Annotated in this window: 16 protein-coding genes; 7 read left to right on the forward strand and 9 right to left on the reverse strand. The window is 68.3% G+C overall.

Annotation, left to right across the window (positions count from 1 at the left end; translation table 11 throughout):
• Positions 1-35: 35 nt before the first annotated feature.
• Entirely contained in the window at positions 36-1,793 is a 1,758-nt protein-coding gene (gene recJ, locus NQ204_RS10365) for a single-stranded-DNA-specific exonuclease RecJ (protein WP_116864746.1), read from the reverse strand.
• Between the two features lie 145 nt (positions 1,794-1,938).
• On the opposite strand from recJ, the gene NQ204_RS10370 reads away from it, so the two are divergent.
• Positions 1,939-2,970 (forward strand): DUF1176 domain-containing protein, encoded by a 1,032-nt coding sequence (locus tag NQ204_RS10370; protein WP_116864741.1) that lies wholly within the window; start codon positions 1,939-1,941, stop codon positions 2,968-2,970.
• Between the two features lie 166 nt (positions 2,971-3,136).
• Here NQ204_RS10370 and NQ204_RS10375 read toward each other — a convergent pair whose 3' ends face one another.
• The 5 genes from NQ204_RS10375 to dapB form a co-directional block, all read right to left on the reverse strand.
• Complete coding sequence (locus NQ204_RS10375) at positions 3,137-4,054, reverse strand: phosphoglycerate mutase (protein ID WP_256643821.1); 918 nt, start codon at positions 4,052-4,054, stop codon at positions 3,137-3,139.
• Positions 4,055-4,058: 4 nt separating this feature from the next.
• Positions 4,059-4,523, reverse strand: a complete 465-nt coding sequence (greA, locus tag NQ204_RS10380) for a transcription elongation factor GreA (RefSeq protein ID WP_207776497.1) — start codon at positions 4,521-4,523, stop codon at positions 4,059-4,061.
• Between the two features lie 8 nt (positions 4,524-4,531).
• Positions 4,532-7,774, reverse strand: coding sequence for a carbamoyl-phosphate synthase large subunit (gene carB / locus NQ204_RS10385; RefSeq protein WP_116864744.1), 3,243 nt, complete (start codon positions 7,772-7,774; stop codon positions 4,532-4,534).
• Between the two features lie 149 nt (positions 7,775-7,923).
• On the reverse strand, positions 7,924-9,051 hold the full coding sequence (gene carA, locus NQ204_RS10390) for a glutamine-hydrolyzing carbamoyl-phosphate synthase small subunit (RefSeq protein WP_108768737.1): 1,128 nt from the start codon (positions 9,049-9,051) through the stop codon (positions 7,924-7,926).
• A 290-nt stretch (positions 9,052-9,341) separates the two neighbouring features.
• A complete protein-coding gene (dapB, locus tag NQ204_RS10395) occupies positions 9,342-10,070 on the reverse strand; it encodes a 4-hydroxy-tetrahydrodipicolinate reductase (RefSeq protein ID WP_256643822.1) in 729 nt (242 codons plus the stop codon).
• 159 nt (positions 10,071-10,229) lie between these two features.
• Here dapB and NQ204_RS10400 point away from each other — a divergent pair, with 159 nt between their 5' ends.
• Positions 10,230-10,625, forward strand: a complete 396-nt coding sequence (locus NQ204_RS10400; protein WP_116864593.1) for a MerR family transcriptional regulator — start codon at positions 10,230-10,232, stop codon at positions 10,623-10,625.
• 55 nt (positions 10,626-10,680) lie between these two features.
• Positions 10,681-11,262, forward strand: coding sequence for an NAD(P)H-dependent oxidoreductase (locus NQ204_RS10405; RefSeq protein WP_256643823.1), 582 nt, complete (start codon positions 10,681-10,683; stop codon positions 11,260-11,262).
• A gap of 132 nt (positions 11,263-11,394) precedes the next feature.
• Here the strand turns inward: NQ204_RS10405 and NQ204_RS10410 are convergent, their stop codons facing one another.
• From NQ204_RS10410 to NQ204_RS10420, 3 genes are read right to left on the reverse strand one after another with little or no spacing between them, the layout of a single operon-like run.
• Complete coding sequence (locus tag NQ204_RS10410; RefSeq protein WP_256643824.1) at positions 11,395-11,649, reverse strand: DUF6587 family protein; 255 nt, start codon at positions 11,647-11,649, stop codon at positions 11,395-11,397.
• A complete protein-coding gene (gene feoB / locus NQ204_RS10415) occupies positions 11,649-13,511 on the reverse strand; it encodes a ferrous iron transport protein B (protein ID WP_116864578.1) in 1,863 nt (620 codons plus the stop codon). Before feoB ends, NQ204_RS10410 begins: the two co-directional genes overlap by 1 nt.
• Positions 13,508-13,762: a FeoA family protein gene (locus NQ204_RS10420; RefSeq protein WP_256643825.1), complete on the reverse strand. Its 255-nt coding sequence runs from the start codon at positions 13,760-13,762 to the stop codon at positions 13,508-13,510. Before NQ204_RS10420 ends, feoB begins: the two co-directional genes overlap by 4 nt.
• Positions 13,763-13,882: 120 nt before the next feature.
• Here NQ204_RS10420 and NQ204_RS10425 point away from each other — a divergent pair, with 120 nt between their 5' ends.
• The 4 genes from NQ204_RS10425 (at position 13,883) to NQ204_RS10440 (ending at position 18,685) form a co-directional block, all read left to right on the forward strand.
• Positions 13,883-14,671, forward strand: a complete 789-nt coding sequence (locus NQ204_RS10425) for an enoyl-CoA hydratase/isomerase family protein (protein WP_256643826.1) — start codon at positions 13,883-13,885, stop codon at positions 14,669-14,671.
• A 1-nt stretch (position 14,672) separates the two neighbouring features.
• Positions 14,673-15,059 (forward strand): VOC family protein, encoded by a 387-nt coding sequence (locus NQ204_RS10430; RefSeq protein ID WP_256643827.1) that lies wholly within the window; start codon positions 14,673-14,675, stop codon positions 15,057-15,059.
• Between the two features lie 159 nt (positions 15,060-15,218).
• On the forward strand, positions 15,219-16,112 hold the full coding sequence (locus NQ204_RS10435) for a hydroxymethylglutaryl-CoA lyase (RefSeq protein WP_116864582.1): 894 nt from the start codon (positions 15,219-15,221) through the stop codon (positions 16,110-16,112).
• Entirely contained in the window at positions 16,109-18,685 is a 2,577-nt protein-coding gene (locus NQ204_RS10440) for a sensor domain-containing protein (protein WP_256643828.1), read from the forward strand. The genes NQ204_RS10435 and NQ204_RS10440 overlap by 4 nt, the downstream gene beginning before the upstream one ends.
• The last annotated feature ends 72 nt before the right edge of the window (positions 18,686-18,757 follow it).

Consider the following 18,757-nt stretch of genomic DNA (forward strand, 5'->3'; position numbering starts at 1 on the left):
CATGCCCGGCGAGCGCGAAGCGCGGCGCACCGCCGTCAGGCGGGAAGGCAGTGCTCGACGATCAGCTGGATCGCGGTGCCACCACGGTAATCATCGCAGGCCAGGCGATAGGCCAGGTGTACGTGACGGCTGGGTGCATTGCCGTGCCAGCCGCCGAAGTGGATGGCATTGACCGTGCCCGGTACGCCGGGCAGGCGCAGTTCCAGCTTCAGGTGGCGCTCCTTTAGCACGCGCCAGTTGGCCACTTCGAAACGGCCGTCGAACAGCGGCTCGGGGAAGCCCTGCCCCCAGGGACCGGCCAGGCGCAGGGCGTCGGCATGGCGGTGGTCGAGTTCGTGCACGGCCAGTTCGCCGTCGCTGAGCACGTGCTGCTGCAACGCAGCCGGGTCCAGCACGTCCTGCACGATGGCGACGAAAGCGGCCTCGAAGGCGGGCAGATGCTCAAGGCGCATGCTCAGGCCGGCGGCCATCGCGTGGCCGCCGAAGCGCTCGACCAGGCCGGGATGGCGTGCATCGACCAGCGCCAGTGCGTCACGGATATGCAGGCCCGGAATGGAACGGGCCGATCCGCGCAGGGTGTCGGCGCCGGGCTCGGCGGGTGCGAAGGCGATCACCGGGCGGTGCAGGCGGTCCTTCATCTTTGATGCGACCAGGCCGACCACGCCGGGGTGCCAGTCGGCATCGAACAGGCAGGCCGCCACCGGGCGCTCGCCCTCGGACTGCAGCACCACGCGCGACAATGCCTGCTCGGCGTCGTCGGTCATCGACTGCTGCACGGCGCGGCGCTCGGCGTTGATCTGCTCCAGGGTCTGAGCGATGTCGCGGGCCTGGCGCGGATCTTCGGTCAGCAGCAGGGCGATGCCCAGCGCCATGTCCTCCAGACGGCCGGCCGCATTGAGGCGCGGGCCGAGCGCGAATCCGATGTCAGTGGCGGTCAGCCGTGCGGCATCGCGACCGCTGGCTTCGATCAGCGCCTTCAGGCCGACGCAGGCATGGCCGGCACGCAGCCGACGCAGGCCGGCGCTGACCAGGGCGCGGTTGTTGGCATCCAGCACCACCAGATCGGCGACCGTACCGACTGCCACCAGATCCAGCAACGTGGTCAGGTCCGGGCCCTTGCCATCGGCAAACACACCGGCTTCGCGCATCTGCCGGCGCAGGGCCATCAGCACGTAGAAAATGACGCCGACACCGGCCAGCGATTTGCTGGGAAAGCCGTCGCCCTCCAGGTTCGGGTCGACGATGACATCGGCCGGCGGCAGCTGCGGCCCCGGTAGGTGGTGGTCGGTGACCAGCACCTGCCAACCGCGCGCCTTGGCGGCGTTGACGCCGGCATGGCAGGCAATGCCGTGGTCGACGGTGACCAGCAGGTCCGGCTGCAGTTCGGCCAGCTCCTCCACCAGCGAGGGCGACAGGCCGTAGCCGTGCACCATGCGATTGGGCACGGCATGGAACACATGCTGCGCACCGAGCATGCGCAGACCGCGCACGCCGACCGCACAGGCGGTGGCACCATCGCAGTCGAAATCGCCCACCACCAGGATGCGCTTGTCGTTGGCGATGGCCTCGACTAGCAGCGCGACCGCCGCATCGATGCCGGTCAGCAGCTCGGGCGCATGCAGGTTGCCCAGCCGTGGCAGCGCAAGGTCCGGCGTGGTCGCGCCGCGGCTGGCGTAGAGACGGGCCAGCAGGGGCAGTGTGTCGTCGGGCCACGCACCGGGTTGCACCGGCTCGCGGCGCAGGATCATCAGGGTATCGGACACGGGCAGCGCAGCATCGGCGGCAAGGGACATCGGCATCGCCGGGTTGCGGAAGACGTCACCATGATAACGCGGGGTCAGCCCCCTCTGCCCGCAGAGGGCCCTGACCCCGTCGGAAGCAATTGGAATCGACAACCGTTTCTTTAATGCTTGCCGGCCCCGAAACGGATTTCTGCCCATGCGCCGCACATTGTTCCTGGCCCTCGCCCTCGCCCCGGCTGCCCACGCCGGCACGCCCGAGCCGAAGGCCGGTGTCGAATTCCAGCACAACGACTGGTCGCTGGCCTGCGATAACACCCGCACCTGCCGCGCCGTGGGTTACAGCCCGGAAGAGCCCGCCAACCTGCTGAGCCTGATGCTGGAACGTGCAGGTGGCCCCAATGCGCCGGTGATCGCGCGCCTGCGCAATGGCGAGGATGGTGAAAGCCCGATACCGACCGGTGCGCTGCGGCTGTACCTGAATGGCAAGGACCTGGGTTCCGTGCAGGACACCGGCAACGCCGAAAAGGTGTTGCTGAAGCAGACGCAGACCGATGCACTGGTCACCGCCCTGCCCCGCAAGGCGCGCATCGAGATCGTCGATGGCAAAGGCAAGGCGTGGCCGATCTCCGACAGCGGCGCTACGGCGGTGCTGCTGAAGATGGACGAGGCGCAGGGCCGGCTAGGCACGCCCGGCGCGCTGGTGCGGCGGGGTGAAAAGGCCGAAGCGGGCGTGCCGGCGGCACTGCAGGTGCCGGCGATCGTGCGCGGCAAGCTGGTGGCGCCGCGCGCTACGGATGCGGCGTTGGCCAGGGTGCCGGCGTTGCGCAAAGCAATGATCGCCAGCCTGCCGAACGCCGACGAGTGCACACGCCTGAGCGAGGGCGAGCAGGATGAGATCGAGATCCAGCGACTGGACGCCGGACACGTGCTGGCCAGCACCAGCTGCTTCATGGGGGCCTACAACTTCAGCAGCGGCTACTGGGTGGTGCAGGACAAGGCGCCGTACCAGGCAAACTTCGTGACCTCCGATGCGGAGGACTTCGATCGCGATGACGCCACGCTACGCGGGCGCTTCCGCGGGCGCGGGATCGGCGACTGCTTCTCCGGCCACGACTGGACCTGGGATGGCGCACGTTTCGTGAAGAGCAGCGAGTTCACCACTGGCCAGTGTCGCGGCGTCGCGGGCGGGCATTGGCAGCTGCCGACGGTGGTCAGCACGGTGAGGTGATTGTCTGCAGGGCTGTGCCCTGCCCGGCCCCTGTAGAGTCGAGCCATGCTCGACTGATCCCAACGTGCCAACCAAGGTTGGCACCTACTTGCCAATGGCCGATCCACTGCATCCACGCATGGCGTGGATCTACTGCGCTCGCATCGGGGGTCGGCCGAGACCCCGCTCAGTCGTGCAGTTGGCGGGGCTTCTTCCAGAACTGCCAACGCTGGCGCTTGTCCAGATGGAACTGCAGGCCGTCCTCGAAATCCAGCACCAGACGCTGCAGCTCACCGCGCCGCAAGGCCACCAGCAGCGGGCGGATGGCATCGTTGCCCAGCTGCTGCAGCGAACGCAGCTGGCGCAGGTCGACCAGGGCATCGACGGACTGCTCGCCATCCACCAATACGCCGGCGGCCTGGGCCAGGCCCTGCAGCAGGGCATCGCGGCTGCGTACCTGCACGTGCGGCGTGGTCACCGAGACCGGCATCACCCCGCCACCCCAGAACCACAGGGAGTTGATCGGCTGCTGGCCCTGCGCGGCACGCTGCTGGTTCCACGAATGGTTGTGCAGCAGCACCTGCGCCTCGGTCATCAGGACACGCCAGCGCCGGCCGGCCTCGCCTTCGGGCAGGTGCGAGAACAGGTCATCGCCCAGCACGTCGTCGGGGCTGTCGAAGGTCGGCAGGTCGATGTCGATCGGCAGGCGCAGGTACCAGCGCGCCGGGTCCGGCGCATCCAGCACGAAGCCGGCATCGGCGAACAACGGCTGCAGCACCGGCAGCAGTGCAAGGCTGTCGGCCAGGGTCGGCCGCAGCGTCTCGCCGTAGCCCATCATCCGCGCACCGTGCATGTCCGGCACCATGCAGGCCGGATCGGCGCGCAGCCAGCAGGCTCCGGCGGCGTCACCGACATCGCGCTGGCGGGTCAGTGCGGCGACCGGCCACTGCGGCGCGGCCACGGTGAAGTGGCGCTGCAGCTGGGCGCGTTCGCCTGCGTCCCGCTGCACGGCGATGGCGCGGCCCAGGGCGCGCGCCACCTCGTCTGGCAGTGCAGCCGCTGCAAAGCGGCTGCGTGCCGGCAACAACAGGGTCGCCGTCGCCACCCGGTCAGGCCACGTAGCTGACGCTGACGATCTCGTACTCACGCTGGCCGGCCGGGGCGTCGATCACGATCGAATCGCCTTCCAGCTTGCCGATCATCGCGCGCGCCACCGGCGAGGAAATGGCGATCAGGCCCAGCTTGATGTCCGCTTCCAGGTCACCGACGATCTGGTACTTCTTTTCTTCGTCGGTTTCCACGTCGGCCAGGGTCACGCTGGCGCCGAACACCACCTTGGTGCCGGCATTGAGCTTGCTCACGTCGATGATCTCGGCGTGCGACAGCTCGCCTTCCAGCTGCTTGATGCGGCCTTCGATGAAGCCCTGTTCCTCGCGCGCGGCGTGGTATTCGGCGTTTTCCTTCAGGTCGCCGTGCTCGCGCGCTTCGGCGATCGCGGCGATGACCTTCGGGCGCTTGACCGACTTCAGGTGATCCAGTTCATCGCGCAGCTTCTGCGCGCCCTTCATCGTGATCGGGGCTCTCATGCATTCAACTCCTTGTGCAGTTCCTGCAGCGACCAGACCGGGCCGGTGCCGCGGAATTCCAGTGAATCCACCAGCGCCTTGGCGCCGGCAATGGTGGTCGAATAGGTGACGCGGTGCTGCAGCGCCTCGCGACGGATCGAGAACGAATCGTTGATCGCGGCACGGCCTTCGGTCGTGTTGACGATGTAGACGATCTCGCCGTTCTTGATCGAGTCGACGATGTGCGGGCGACCTTCGACCACCTTGTTGATGATCTCGCAGTCCATGCCGTGCTGCTGCAGCCACGCGGCGGTACCACGGGTGGCGACCAGGCTGTAGCCACGCGCCAGCAGCGCCTTGGCCACCGGCAGCACGCGCTTCTTGTCCGGGTCGCGCACCGACACGAAGGCCTTGCCGACCGGCGGAGCCTTGATCCCACCGGCTTCCTGGGCACGTGCGAAGGCGGCGTTGAAGCTGCGGCCCACGCCCATCACCTCACCGGTGGAACGCATTTCCGGCCCGAGGATCGGGTCGACGCCCTGGAACTTGGCGAACGGGAAGATCGCTTCCTTCACCGAGTAGTAATCCGGCACGATCTCTTCGGTCGCGCCCTGCTCGGCCAAGGTTTTGCCGGCCATGCAGCGCGCGGCGATCTTGGCCAGGGCCATGCCGGTGGCCTTGGACACGAACGGCACGGTACGCGAGGCGCGCGGGTTCACTTCCAGCAGGTAGATGGTGTCATCGCCATCGTCGTTGGTCTGGATGGCGAACTGGGTGTTCATCAGGCCGACCACGTTCAGGGCCTTGGCCAGCTCCACCACCTGGCGGCGCAGCTCGGCCTGGGTCTTTGCCGACAGCGAGTACGGCGGCAGCGAGCACGACGAGTCACCGGAGTGCACGCCGGCTTCTTCGATGTGCTCCATCACGCCGCCGATCAGGACGTTGCCATCCTTGTCGGCGATGATGTCCACGTCCACTTCCACGGCGTTGTCCAGGAAGCGGTCCAGCAGCACCGGCGAATCGTTGGACACCTTCACCGCGTCGCGCACGTAGCGGGCCAGGTCGGATTCGCCGTAGACGATTTCCATCGCACGGCCGCCCAGCACGTAGCTCGGGCGCACCACCAGCGGGTAGCCGATCTCACGGGCCAGCAGCAGGGCTTCCTGGTCGTTGCGGGCGATGCGGTTCGGCGGCTGCTTCAGCTTCAGCGAATCAACCAGCTGCTGGAAGCGCTCGCGGTCTTCGGCCAGATCGATCGAATCCGGGCTGGTGCCGATCACCGGCACGCCGTTGGCTTCCAGCGCGCGCGCCAGCTTCAGCGGGGTCTGGCCGCCGTACTGCACGATCACGCCCTTCGGCTGTTCCAGTTCGACGATTTCCAGCACGTCTTCCAGAGTCAGCGGCTCGAAGTACAGGCGGTCGGAGGTGTCGTAGTCGGTCGACACGGTTTCCGGGTTGCAGTTGACCATGATGGTTTCAAAACCATCCTCGCGCAGCGCCAGTGCCGCGTGCACGCAGCAGTAGTCGAACTCGATGCCCTGGCCGATGCGGTTCGGGCCACCGCCGAGGATCATGATCTTGTCGCGGTTGGTCGGCGCGGCCTCGCACTCGTCCTCGTAGGTCGAGTACAGGTAGGCGGTACCGGTAGAGAACTCACCGGCACAGGAATCGACGCGCTTGTAGACCGGGCGCACCTTGTGCGCACGACGCAGCGCGCGGATGGCCGCTTCGTTGGTGCCGGTCAGCTGGGCCAGGCGGGCATCGGAGAAACCGGCGCGCTTCAGCTTGCGCAGGCGCGCGGCATCCAGTGCATCGATGCCACCGGCAGCGACTTCGCCTTCGGCCGCGATGATTTCCTCGATCTGGTCCAGGAACCAATGATCGATGAAGGACAGCGCGTAGATCTCTTCCACGCTCATGCCGGCGCGGAAGGCATCGGCCACGTAGAACAGGCGCTCAGGGCCCGGCGCCTTCAGCTCGCGACGCAGGGTCTGCAGGTCGTCTTCATTGGTCAGGTCCAGGCCGGTCGGGTCGAAGCCGACCTTGCCGGTTTCCAGGCCACGCAGGGCCTTCTGCATCGACTCCTGGAAGGTGCGGCCCATCGCCATCACCTCGCCCACCGACTTCATCTGGGTGGTCAGGCGGGCATCGGCGGCCGGGAACTTCTCGAAGGCGAAGCGCGGGATCTTGGTGACGACGTAGTCGATGGACGGCTCGAACGAGGCCGGGGTCAGGCCGCCGGTGATTTCGTTCTTCAGTTCGTCCAGGGTGTAACCCACGGCCAGCTTGGCGGCGACCTTGGCGATCGGGAAGCCCGTGGCCTTGGAGGCCAGCGCCGAGGAACGCGACACGCGCGGGTTCATTTCGATTACGACCACGCGGCCGGTGGTCGGGTTGATGCCGAACTGCACGTTCGAGCCACCGGTGTCGACGCCGATCTTGCGCAGCACGGCGATGGAGGCATCGCGCAGGCGCTGGTATTCCTTGTCGGTCAGGGTCTGCGCCGGGGCCACGGTGATCGAGTCACCCGTGTGCACGCCCATCGGGTCCAGGTTCTCGATCGAGCAGACGATGATGCAGTTGTCCGCGGTATCGCGGACCACTTCCATCTCGAACTCCTTCCAGCCCAGCACCGACTCTTCGACCAGCACTTCGGTGGTCGGCGACAGTTCCAGGCCGCGGCTGACGATATCGACCAGCTCTTCGCGGTTGTAGGCGATGCCGCCACCGCTGCCGCCCAGGGTAAAGCTGGGGCGGATGATGGTCGGGTAGCCGACGCGCGTCTGGATCTCCAGCGCTTCGTCCAGGGTGTGGGCGACGGCTGCGGTCGGGCACTCCAGGCCGATCTCACCCATGGCGACGCGGAACAGCTCGCGGTCTTCAGCCATGCGGATCGCTTCGCGCTTGGCGCCGATCAGTTCGACGTTGTACTTCTCCAGCACGCCGTTGTCGGCCAGGTCCAGCGCGCAGTTCAGCGCGGTCTGGCCACCCATGGTCGGCAGCAGTGCATCGGGCTTTTCCTTGGCGATGATCTTCTCGACCGTCTGCCAGTTGATCGGCTCGATGTAGACGGCGTCGGCCATCTCCGGGTCGGTCATGATGGTGGCCGGGTTGCTGTTGACCAGCACCACGCGGTAACCCTCGTCACGCAGGGCCTTGCAGGCCTGGGCGCCGGAGTAGTCGAACTCGCAGGCCTGGCCGATGACGATCGGGCCAGCACCGATGATGAGGATGGTCTTGAGGTCAGTGCGCTTGGGCATTTTCTTCTCTAAGTCAGTACAGCGTGACAAGGGGGGTGATCGCACGCTGTCGATCAGGAATCTTGATCCGCAGCGCCGCGCCAGGGGCAGCAGCGATGCGGGGGCTTACGGTCCATCGCGACGCCACCGGCGGGCCGGCGGCGAACTGATCACGCCTTGCTCTGTTCCATCAGGGCGACGAAGCGGTCGAACAGCGGACCCACATCCGTCGGGCCGGGCGACGCTTCCGGGTGACCCTGGAACGAGAACGCCGGCACGTCGGTGCGGGCGATGCCCTGGTTGGTGCCGTCGAACAGCGAACGGTGGGTCACGCGCAGAGTCGCCGGCAGGGTCGATTCGTCGACCGCGAAGCCGTGGTTCTGCGAGGTGATCATCACCCGGCCGTCGTCCAGGTCCTGCACCGGGTGGTTGGCACCGTGGTGGCCGTGGCCCATCTTCATGGTCTTGGCGCCCGAGGCCAGACCCAGCAGCTGGTGGCCCAGGCAGATGCCGAAGGTCGGGATCTTCACGTCGATGAAGGTCTTGATCGCTTCGATGGCGTAGTCGCACGGTTCCGGGTCACCCGGGCCGTTGGACAGGAACACGCCGTCCGGCTTCAGCGCCAGAACCTCGGCAGCCGGGGTCTGCGCCGGCACCACGGTCACTTCGCAGCCGCGCTCGGCGAGCATGCGCAGGATGTTGGTCTTCACGCCGAAGTCGTAGGCCACGACCTTGAACCTGGCCGGCACGCTGACGAACGCGTTGGCGTCCAGGTCCAGCTGGCCTTCGGTCCAGGTGTAGGTCTTCTCGGTAGTGACGACCTTGGCCAGATCCATGCCCTTCAGCCCCGGGAACTTGCGGGCGGCTTCCAATGCCTTTTCCACGTCGATGTCGCCGGCCATCAGCGCACCGTTCTGCGCGCCCTTCTCGCGCAGGATGCGGGTCAGCTTGCGGGTGTCGATGCCGGCGATGGCGACTACGCCACGCTGGATCAGCCAGTCCTGCAGCGACACCTGGCTGCGCCAGTTGCTGGGACGGCGCGGCACGTCGCGCACGATCAGGCCGGCCGACCACACCTTGGACGCTTCATTGTCCTGGTCGGTCATGCCGGTGTTGCCGATATGCGGATAGGTCAGCGTGACCATCTGCCGGGCGTAGGACGGGTCGGTCAGCACTTCCTGGTAACCGGTCATGGCGGTGTTGAACACCACCTCACCGACGGACAGGCCGGGCGCGCCTACGGATTCGCCCTCGAATACGGTGCCGTCTTCGAGGACGAGGATTGCGGCTTGGGTCACGGAAATCTCACTTTGGCTACCGAGGGGGCTGCCGAAGTCACGCCTGCGCTTCACGGAAATCCGGTTGCAAAAAAGCGCGGACGTACGGTCTGGGACCGGTCCGGCTTTCGTGATTCGGCGAGTGCGAATTGTAGCGCTGCCGGGGCGCTCGCGCCAGCGGTTGTATCGCGTTATGAACAGGCGATTGCGTATTCATTTCAATCCGGCAGCGTATGCAGGCCATCTACGGTAGCGCCGGGCCATGCCCGGCGGAACTGACTAGGCCGCCGGGCATGGCCCGGCGCTACCGGTTAACGGGGACCGTCCAGCAGGTCCCGCACCCGGTAGCTGCCCGGCGCCCGCCCCTGCAGCTGGCGGGCGGCAAACAGCGCACCGCGGGCGAAAATGTCGCGGTTGGTGGCGCGGTGCACCAGCTCGATGCGCTCACCCAGGCCGGTGAACTGCACCAGGTGTTCGCCGACGATGTCGCCGGCACGCAGGCTGGCGTAGTGCGGCTCCGCCCCGCCCCGCTGCGCGGCCGCGCCCAGGGTCAGCGCGGTGCCCGACGGCGCATCCTTCTTCTGCGTGTGGTGCGACTCGACCACATCGCAATCCCAGCCGGCCAGCGCCTGTGCGGCGCGCTCGACCAGTTCATCCAGCACCGCCACGCCCAGGCTGAAGTTCGACGCCCAGACCAGCGGAATGGCACCCGCGGCTGCCTCCAGTGCCTGCCGCTGCACGCTGGAAATGCCGGTGGTGCCGGACACCAGGCCCGCACCGCGCTCCACGCACAGCGCCAGCATCGGGTCGAAGCCTTCAGGCAGGCTGAAGTCGATGGCCACGTCGAACGCCGGCGCGCCTCCCAGCTCGCTGGCGGCGAAGTACGGCACGCCCTCGATCACGCGCTGGGCCGGCGCGCGGCCGGTCACCGCAGCGACGATCTGCAGGGAATCAGCGTGTTCGGCGGCCAGCCGCAACAGGGCCTGGCCCATGCGCCCGGAGGCGCCGTGAATAAGCAGTCGGAGGGGAGTCTGGTTCATGCACGCAGGCTAGCGGCAGCACGCATGGTCCGGCAAGCGCTGTGGCTGCTACGCTGCGTGCCCCCTCAAGCGCTGGCCCGCACCTCATGCACCTTTGCAGACCGCCCGCGCCAAGTGCTGACGCCATCATGCCGCCTGCGCGGATGCAGGGCTGAAACGGTGCGCATTTCCGAAGTCGCGCGCCGCACCGGCGCCAGCGCCAAGGCGATCCGCCTGTACGAGGCACGCGGACTGCTGCCGCCGGTGCCGCGCCTGAACCGCTATCGCGACTACAGCGAACAGGATGTGGCGTGGGTACAGCTGATCCGGCAGGCGCTGGGACTGGGCATCGGATTGGCCGCCATCACGCGCCTGCAGCGCAGCGACGGCCAGCTCGACTGGCCGGCAGTGCTGGTCCTGCTGGAGCGCCAGCGCACTGCGATTGCTTCCGAGCGCGAGCGGCTTGCCCGGATCGAGGTCGAACTGCAGGAAGTCACCGGCGAGCTGCGGCAATGGCTGCAGCAGGGCGATGGCACCTGCGTTCTGGTTCCTGCCGGCTGCCTTGGCGGAGTTTGACTCTGCCCTAGGGGCATAGCGCAACGTCGGTCGCTTTCCAGCCTTCGAGACTGCCGTGTCCCGCTCCATCCTGATCCTGCTTGGCCATCCCGACCGTGACAGCCTGTGCGGCGCCCTCGCCCAACGCTACGCGACCGCCGCCAGCAACGCTGGCCACCGCGTGCGCTTGATTGCCCTGGGCGACCTTCAGTTCGACCCGGTACTTCGCCACGGGTATCGCCAGATCCAGCCGTTGGAAGCCGACCTGCAGGATGCCGCCGACGCGATCGAGGCCTGCGATCATCTTGTACTGGTCTACCCGACCTGGTGGGGCGCGATGCCTGCCCTGCTGAAAGGCTTCTTCGACCGCGTGCTGCTGCCAGGCTTCGCCTTCCGCTACCGGCGCGATTCGGTATGGTGGGACCGGCTGCTGGCTGGACGCAGCGCGCGGGTCATCACCACCCTGGACACGCCGCCCTGGTACTACCGGTGGATCTACCGCGACCCGGGAATTACCCAGATCCGCAGCACCATCCTGGAATTCTGCGGCATCCGCCCAGTGCGGGTCACCCGCCTGGGCGCCGTGCGCAGCGGCACGCCGCAACAACGCGAACGCTGGCTGGCTCAAGCGGCCGGGCTGGGTGCGCAGGCGCGCTGACGCGTCGCGGCGAACAGCCCGCCTCGCCCGGCCCGCAACGTAGCTCCATGCGTGGATGATCAATCGGCAGTGAGGACCAAGGCCCGCACCCATCGGAGGAGGCCCGCCCCCAGCAAAGCAGGAAGGGCAGGCTCAGTGCCGCTTCGGCGGTGCCGGTCCGCAGCTGTCGCAGCCACCGCAGGCGCCACCACCGCCACTGGCCGGCGGCGCGATCTTCCGCCCCAGGCCCTGCACCCAGGCCGCCCGGCCCGGCTTCAGCAGGGCCAGTGCCAGCGTGCTGCGCAGCCTGCGCGTGGTAACCGGAAACTGCTTCTTCATCACCACCCACACGCTGGCCAGCACGGCCACCGCGACGATGAGGTACTGGATCAGCAGGCCGGCGTCCATCAGCCGCCTCCCAACGCCACGGTCACCTGGTAAGTGATCAGTGCCGCCACGTAGGCCGCCGCGAACAGGTACAGCGCCGAGAAGCCCATCGTCTTCCACGAATTGGTTTCGCGCTTGATGGTGGCCAGCGTCGAAATGCACATCGGTGCGTAGATGAACCACACCATCAGCGCCAGGCCGGTGGCCAGCGACCAGCCATCGGCCACCACCGGCGACAGCGCCGAGATGGCCGCATCGTCATCGGCTGCCGACAGCGCGTAGACCGTGGCCAGCGAGGACACCGCCACTTCGCGCGCGGCCAGGCCCGGGATCAGCGCGATGCAGATCTGCCAGTTGAAGCCCAGCGGAGCGAAGATCGCGGTCATCGCATGGCCGATCTGGCCGGCGTAGCTGTAATCGATGGCCGGCATGGTGGCGTCGGCCGGGGCGCCCGGGAAGGTCAGCAGCACCCACAGCAGGATGGTCAGGGCCAGGATGATGCCGCCCACCCGGCGCAGGAAGATCATGCCGCGCTCATACAGGCCCACGGCCAGGTCGCGCACGTGCGGCAGGCGGTAGGACGGCAGCTCCAGCATCAGCGGGTGCTCGCTCTTGTCGCGGCGCCACTTCTTCATCACCCACGACATCACCAGCGCGCTGAGGATGCCGGCCACGTACAGGCCGAACAACACCAGGCCCTGCTGATTGAAGATGCCGACCTTGCCGGCCGGGATGAACGCACCGATCAGCAGCGCGTACACCGGCAGTCGTGCCGAGCAGGTCATCAGCGGCGCCACCAGGATGGTCGCCAGGCGATCACGCGGGTCCTGGATGCTGCGGGTGGCCATGATGCCCGGCACCGCGCAGGCGAAGCTGGACAGCAGCGGGATGAAGGAACGGCCCGACAGGCCGGCGCCCGCCATCATGCGATCGAGCAGGAACGCCGCGCGCGGCAGGTAGCCGGACTCCTCCAGCGCCAGGATGAAGGCGAACAGGATCAGGATCTGCGGCAGGAACACCACCACCCCGCCGAGGCCGGCGATGATGCCGTCCGTCAGCAGGCTGGTCAGCGGGCCTTCGGGCAGCACGCCGCCGACGAATTCGCCCAGCCAGCCGAAGCCGGCTTCGATGCCATCCATCAGCGGCGTGGCCCAGGCGAACACCGCCTGGAAGATCAGGAACATGACCACCACCAGGGTGATCAGGCCGAACACCGGGTGCAGCAGCCAGCGGTCCAGGGTGTCGTCGATCTTCGCGGTACGCGCCGGCATGCTGACGGCCGCCGCAAGGATGCTGCGCACCTTGGCGTGGTAATCGATGCCGCCCTCGACGCCGGCCAGCGGCGCATCCAGGTGCGGCACCATCGCATCGAGGCGGTCGACCAGGGCCTTGGCGCCCTGCTTGCGCACGGCCACGGTTTCCACCACAGGCACGCCGATCTCGCGTTCCAGCGCGGCCACGTCGATGCGGATGCCACGGCGCTGGGCCGCGTCCACCATGTTCAGAGCGATGACCATCGGCTTGCCCAGCTCACGCAGTTCCAGCGCGAAGCGCAGGTGCAGGCGCAGGTTGGTGGCGTCGATCACGCACAGCAGGACGTCCGGCGCGGCCTCGCCCGGGTAGAAGCCCCGGCAGAGGTCGCGGGTGATCGCCTCATCCAGGCTGGCCGGCTGCAGGCTGTAGGCGCCCGGCAGGTCGAGCACGGCGAACTCGCGGCCGGACGGCGCACGCAGGCGGCCTTCCTTGCGCTCGACGGTGACGCCGGTGTAGTTGGCGACCTTCTGCCGGCTGCCGGTCAGCTGGTTGAACAGCGCGGTCTTGCCGCTGTTGGGATTGCCGACCAGCGCGATGCGCAGGGGAGCGGCGTTGACGGCAGCATTCATGCACGGAACTCCACACGGGCGGTGTCGATGACGATCCGCTTGGCTTCACTGATACGCAGCGCGAAACGAGTGAACCCGACCTGCACCAGCAGCGGCTCGCCACCGACCGGCCCCTTGGCTATCAGGCGCACTTCCTCGCCCTTGACGAAGCCCAGCTCGCGCAGGCGCCGGGCGATGGCATCGTTGGCCTGAAGGTCCTGCACGGAATCGACCACGGCCGGGGTATGCAGGGGCAGTTCGGACAGCGTCATCTAGCGCGATCTCAGCTGGATGTAAATGGTTCTCGATTCTAACATTCCCGCGTCGCGTCATGGCCCATGACCAATGGGCCGCTATGATCCATACAGGAATGGAGTAACCCCCGGAATCCCATGAACGATGCTTTGCTGATCGAGCGCGATGGCGCCGTCCTGACCCTCTGGCTGAACCGGCCGGAACTGCACAATGCCTTCGACGCGAGCCTGATCGCCCGCCTGACCGCCGCCCTGGAGGCCGCCGGCCGCGACCCGGCTGTACGGGTGGTGGTGCTGGCCGGCCATGGCGCGTCCTTCTCCGCCGGTGCCGACCTGCAGTGGATGCGCGGCATGGCCGCCGCCAGCGAGGCCGAGAACCGCGAGGATTCACTGGCCCTGGCGCGCCTGATGCGCATCCTGGACGAGCTGCCCAAGCCGACCCTGGCCCGGGTCCATGGCGCGGCCTTCGGTGGCGGCGTCGGCCTGGTCGCCTGCTGCGACATCGCCATCGCCACCAGCGCGGCCCGTTTCGGCCTCACCGAGAGCCGCCTGGGCCTGCTGCCGGCGGTGATCTCGCCCTACGTGATCGAGGCCATCGGCCCGCGCCAGGCCCGCCGCTGGTTCGCCACGGGCGAACACTTCGATGCGGAAACCGCCCTGCGCATCGGCCTGGTCCACCAGCTGGTCGAGCCCGAGCGCCTGGACGACGCCCTGCAGCGCCAGCTGGCCCTGCTGGACAAGGCCGGCCCGATCGCCTCGTCCTCGGCCAAGGAGCTGGTCCGCCAGGTCCGCGACAGCCACGACCGTGACACCCTGGACCGCGACAATGCCGCCCTGATCGCGCGCCTGCGGGTGTCGGCCGAGGGACAGGAAGGGCTGGGCGCCTTCCTCGACAAGCGCGCCCCGCACTGGGTCACGGAGGCCTGACATGCTCGACCACATCGGCCTGTGCAGCGCCGACCTGCCACGCAGCCGGACGTTCTTCCTGCAGGCAGTGGCGCCGCTGGGCATCAGCCTGGTGATGGAAGTGACCGCCGAACAGACCGGCAACCACGACCATGTGGGCTTCGGCAGCAACGGCAAGCCGTTCTTCTGGATCGGCAACGGCGGCAGCCCCAGCCACGGCGTGCACGTGGCCTTTGCCTGCGGCAGCCGCGCCGAGGTCGATGCCTTCCACGCCGCCGCACTGGCAGCCGGGGGCCGCGACAACGGCGCCCCGGGCCTGCGCCCGTGGTACCACCGCGACTATTACGGCGCCTTCGTGATCTGCCCCGATGGCAACAACATCGAAGCGGTCTGCCACCGCCCGGACTGATTCCCGCGCAGGAATGTGGCCGCTTTCGCGGCCGACCTGCGTATCCCTGTTGGCAGCCTGGTGGAGACCGGGCCGCCCCCGTTCTCCAGGAAACCCCGTGATCGCACCCGCTTCCGCACCTGCCGCCCGCCCCCACCTGCCCGCCACGGAGGTGCGCCGATGAGCGATTTCGTCCGCATCGTGGAAGTGGGCCCGCGCGACGGTCTGCAGAACGAAAAGCAGGCGGTGGCCACCGCCGACAAGATCGCCCTGATCGACCGCCTGTCCGCCACCGGCCTGCGCACCATCGAAGCGACCAGCTTCGTCAGCCCGCGCTGGGTTCCGCAGCTGGCCGATGCGGCCGAGGTCTATGCAGGCATCGACCGCCGCCCCGGCATTGCCTACCCGGTGCTGGTCCCCAATGAGCAGGGCTATGAACGTGCGAGCGCCGTGGGCGTACAGGAAGTGGCGGTGTTCACCGCTGCCTCCGAGGCCTTCAACCTCACCAACACCAATGCCGGCATCGACGAGTCACTGGCCCGCTTCGCGCCGATCCTGCGCCGTGCTGCCGGGGACGGCGTGCGCGTGCGCGGCTACGTATCCACCGTGCTGGGCTGCCCCTACCAGGGGGAAGTGCCGCTGGCCGACGTGGTGCGCGTGGCCCGCGCCCTGCATGAGATGGGCTGCTACGAAATCTCGCTGGGCGACACCATCGGCGTCGGCACCCCGCACAAGGCGCGGGCCATGCTGAAGGCGGTCGCCGCCGAGATCCCGATGAGCGCTCTGGCCGTGCACTTCCACGATACCTACGGCCAGGCCATCGCCAATATCGCCAGCTGTCTGGAGGAAGGCGTGCGCGTGGTCGACAGCGCGGTGTCCGGCGCCGGCGGCTGCCCCTATGCCAAGGGCGCCAGCGGCAACGTGGCCAGCGAGGACGTGGTCTACCTGCTGCAGGGCCTGGGCCTGGAATGCGGCGTGGACCTGCCGGCCCTGGCGGAAACCGGGCGCTGGCTGGCCGGCCTGCTGGGTCGCGCCACCGCAAGCCGGGTCGGGCAGGCCCTGGCGGCGACATGAACGACAGCGGCCCGCGCGACGGCCCGGCCCACGGCGAAGCATCCGCCGTGACCGACGACGCGCTGGCCGCACTGCAGGCCGCGCTGGCGGGCGACCCGCCTGCCGCACAGGCAAGACTGCTGCGCCAGGCGATGGAGGCACTGATCGACGCCCGCCTGCGCATGGGCGAGGCACAGGAGCGCTACGCCGCCCTGTTCGATGCAGTGCCCGACCCGGTCAGCATCCTCAGCGCCGACGGCGTGGTGCTGGACGTCAACCGCGCCGGCATCCACGCCTACGACCGCCCACGCGAAGCCATCGTCGGCCAGCCGATCGAACTGCTCAATCCCGACCTGCCCAGCGACCACCTGCAGCCGGTCTGGGAAGCGTTGAACCGCGGTGACACCTATGTCATCGAAGTGACCAACATGCGCGGCGATGGCAGCCGCTTCCCGGTGGAGGTGCATTCGGCCGGCTTCCAGGACCACGGCCAGCCCTGCATCGTGGCCGTGGCGCGCGACCTGAGCGGCCGCTGGCGTGCCGAATCGCGTTACCGCCTGCTGATGGAATCGATCGACAAGGGCGTGATCCTGTTCGACCGCAACCTGCGGGTGATCTCGGCCAACCCGGCCGCGCACCGCGTCCTCGGCATCACCAGCAACGGCAATGCCTTCGACGCCCTGCTCAACCCCGAGGCCTGGCTGATCGTCGACGAGCACGGCAACACCCTCACCCAGGCACAGTGGCCAACCATCCGCTGCTTCCAGGCCGGGCGGGTCATCCGCAGCACGATCATCGGCCTGTACCACCGCCCGCGCGGACGCATGCTGTGGCTGTCGACCACCAACGTGCCGGTGTTCGGCACCGGCTGCGACCAGGCCGACCATGTCTATTCGATGTTCAGCGACATCACCGAGCTCAAGCGCAACAACCTGCTGTTCGCGCGGGCACAGTCGCTGGCGCACATCGGCGGTTGGGAATGGGACCGCAGCCTGCAGCGCCTGTACCTGACCGACGAGGCCCGGCGCATCGTCGGCCAGCCCGACGACCTGCAGGACATGACCGCCCTGTTGGACTGCCTGCGCAGTGATGACCGCGCCTCCCTGCAGCAGGCCCTGGCCGACACCATCAAACACCGCAGCAGCTTCGGCCTGGAGCTGCAGGGCCAGCGCCGCGACGGCCACTCGTTCTGGATCCGGATGATCGGCGAGGTCTCCACCGGTGACGTCGATGCCGCGCGCATCACCGGCACCGTGCAGGACATCACCGAACGCAAGCAGGCCGAAGAAACCCTGCGCGTGCAGGCGCGCACCGACCCGCTGACCGGGATCATGAACCGCGACGCGGTGCTCACCGACCTCGGCGTGCGCATGGGCAGCCCGGGCCACGACCGGGTGGCGGTGCTGTATATCGACCTGGACCGCTTCAAGGTGGTCAACGACCTGCTCGGCCACAATGCCGGCGACGAGCTGCTGATCGAAGCGACCCGGCGCATCGCCACGGCCATCGGCACCGAAGGCCTGCTCGCCCGCTTCGGTGGCGACGAGTTCCTGGTGATCTGTGACCTGCGCGACCAGCCCGACCAGGCCGAGCAGCTGGCCGAGCGCATCACCGCCGCGTTCTCCTCGCCCTTCCAGCTGGGCAGCGACGAGTTCCAGGTCACCGCCAGCATCGGCATCGCCAAGGCCCCGGGCGACGGCGACCGGCCGCAGCAGCTGATCCAGAACGCCGACACCGCCATGTACGAGTGCAAGCGCCGCACCCGCAACGGCTGGCACGTGTTCTCACAGGAACTGGCCGAGCGCCAGAACGACCGTCTGCAGATCGAGAGCCGGCTGCACAAGGCGCTGGACGGCGATGAGTTCCGCCTGGTCTACCAGCCGCAGATCAACCTGCGCACCGGCGCCATCACCGGCTGCGAGGCACTGATGCGCTGGCACAACGGCCAGCTTGGGCAGATGCGCCCGGACCTGTTCATCGGCCACGCCGAGCACACCGGCGACATCGTGCGGATCGGCCAGTGGGCGCTGCGCGAGGCCTGCCGGCAGGTGCGGCAATGGCAGGATGATGGCCTGGAGACGATGCGGGTGGCGGTCAACGTGTCCTGGCGTCAGTTCGTCGGCGAGGACCTGGCCCGCTGGGTACGCCAGGTGCTGGACGAGTTCGAGCTGCCCGGTACGGTGCTGGAACTGGAGTTCACCGAGCGGGTGCTGATCGAGGATGCGCCGGACACCCTGCGCACCTTCGCCCGCCTGCGTGAGATGGGCGTGATGCTGACCATCGACGATTTCGGCGAGGGCTACAGCGCGCTGAACTACCTGCGCCGGCTGCCGATCCACGGCCTGAAGCTGAGCCAGCTGTTCGTCGAGGGCATCCCGCGCAACCGTTCGGACGTGGCGGTGTGCGAGGCGGTCTGCGCGATCGCCCGCAGCCTGGGCCTGGGCGTCGTGGCCGAGGGCGTGGAAACCGAAGCCCAGCGCCAGTGCCTGCTGGGCCTGGGGGTAAGCATCGGCCAGGGCTTCCTGTTCGCCCCGGGCCTGCCCGCCGGCGAGTTCGAGCGGCGGCTGCACGGGCGCGACCCGCCGACTATGTAGAGGGGGGGGGGGGGGGGGGGGGGGGGGGGGGGGGGGGGGGGGGGGGGGGGGGGGGGGGGGGGGGGGGGGGGG

Source organism: Stenotrophomonas testudinis (assembly GCF_024499815.1).
Classification (GTDB): Bacteria; Pseudomonadota; Gammaproteobacteria; order Xanthomonadales; family Xanthomonadaceae; genus Stenotrophomonas.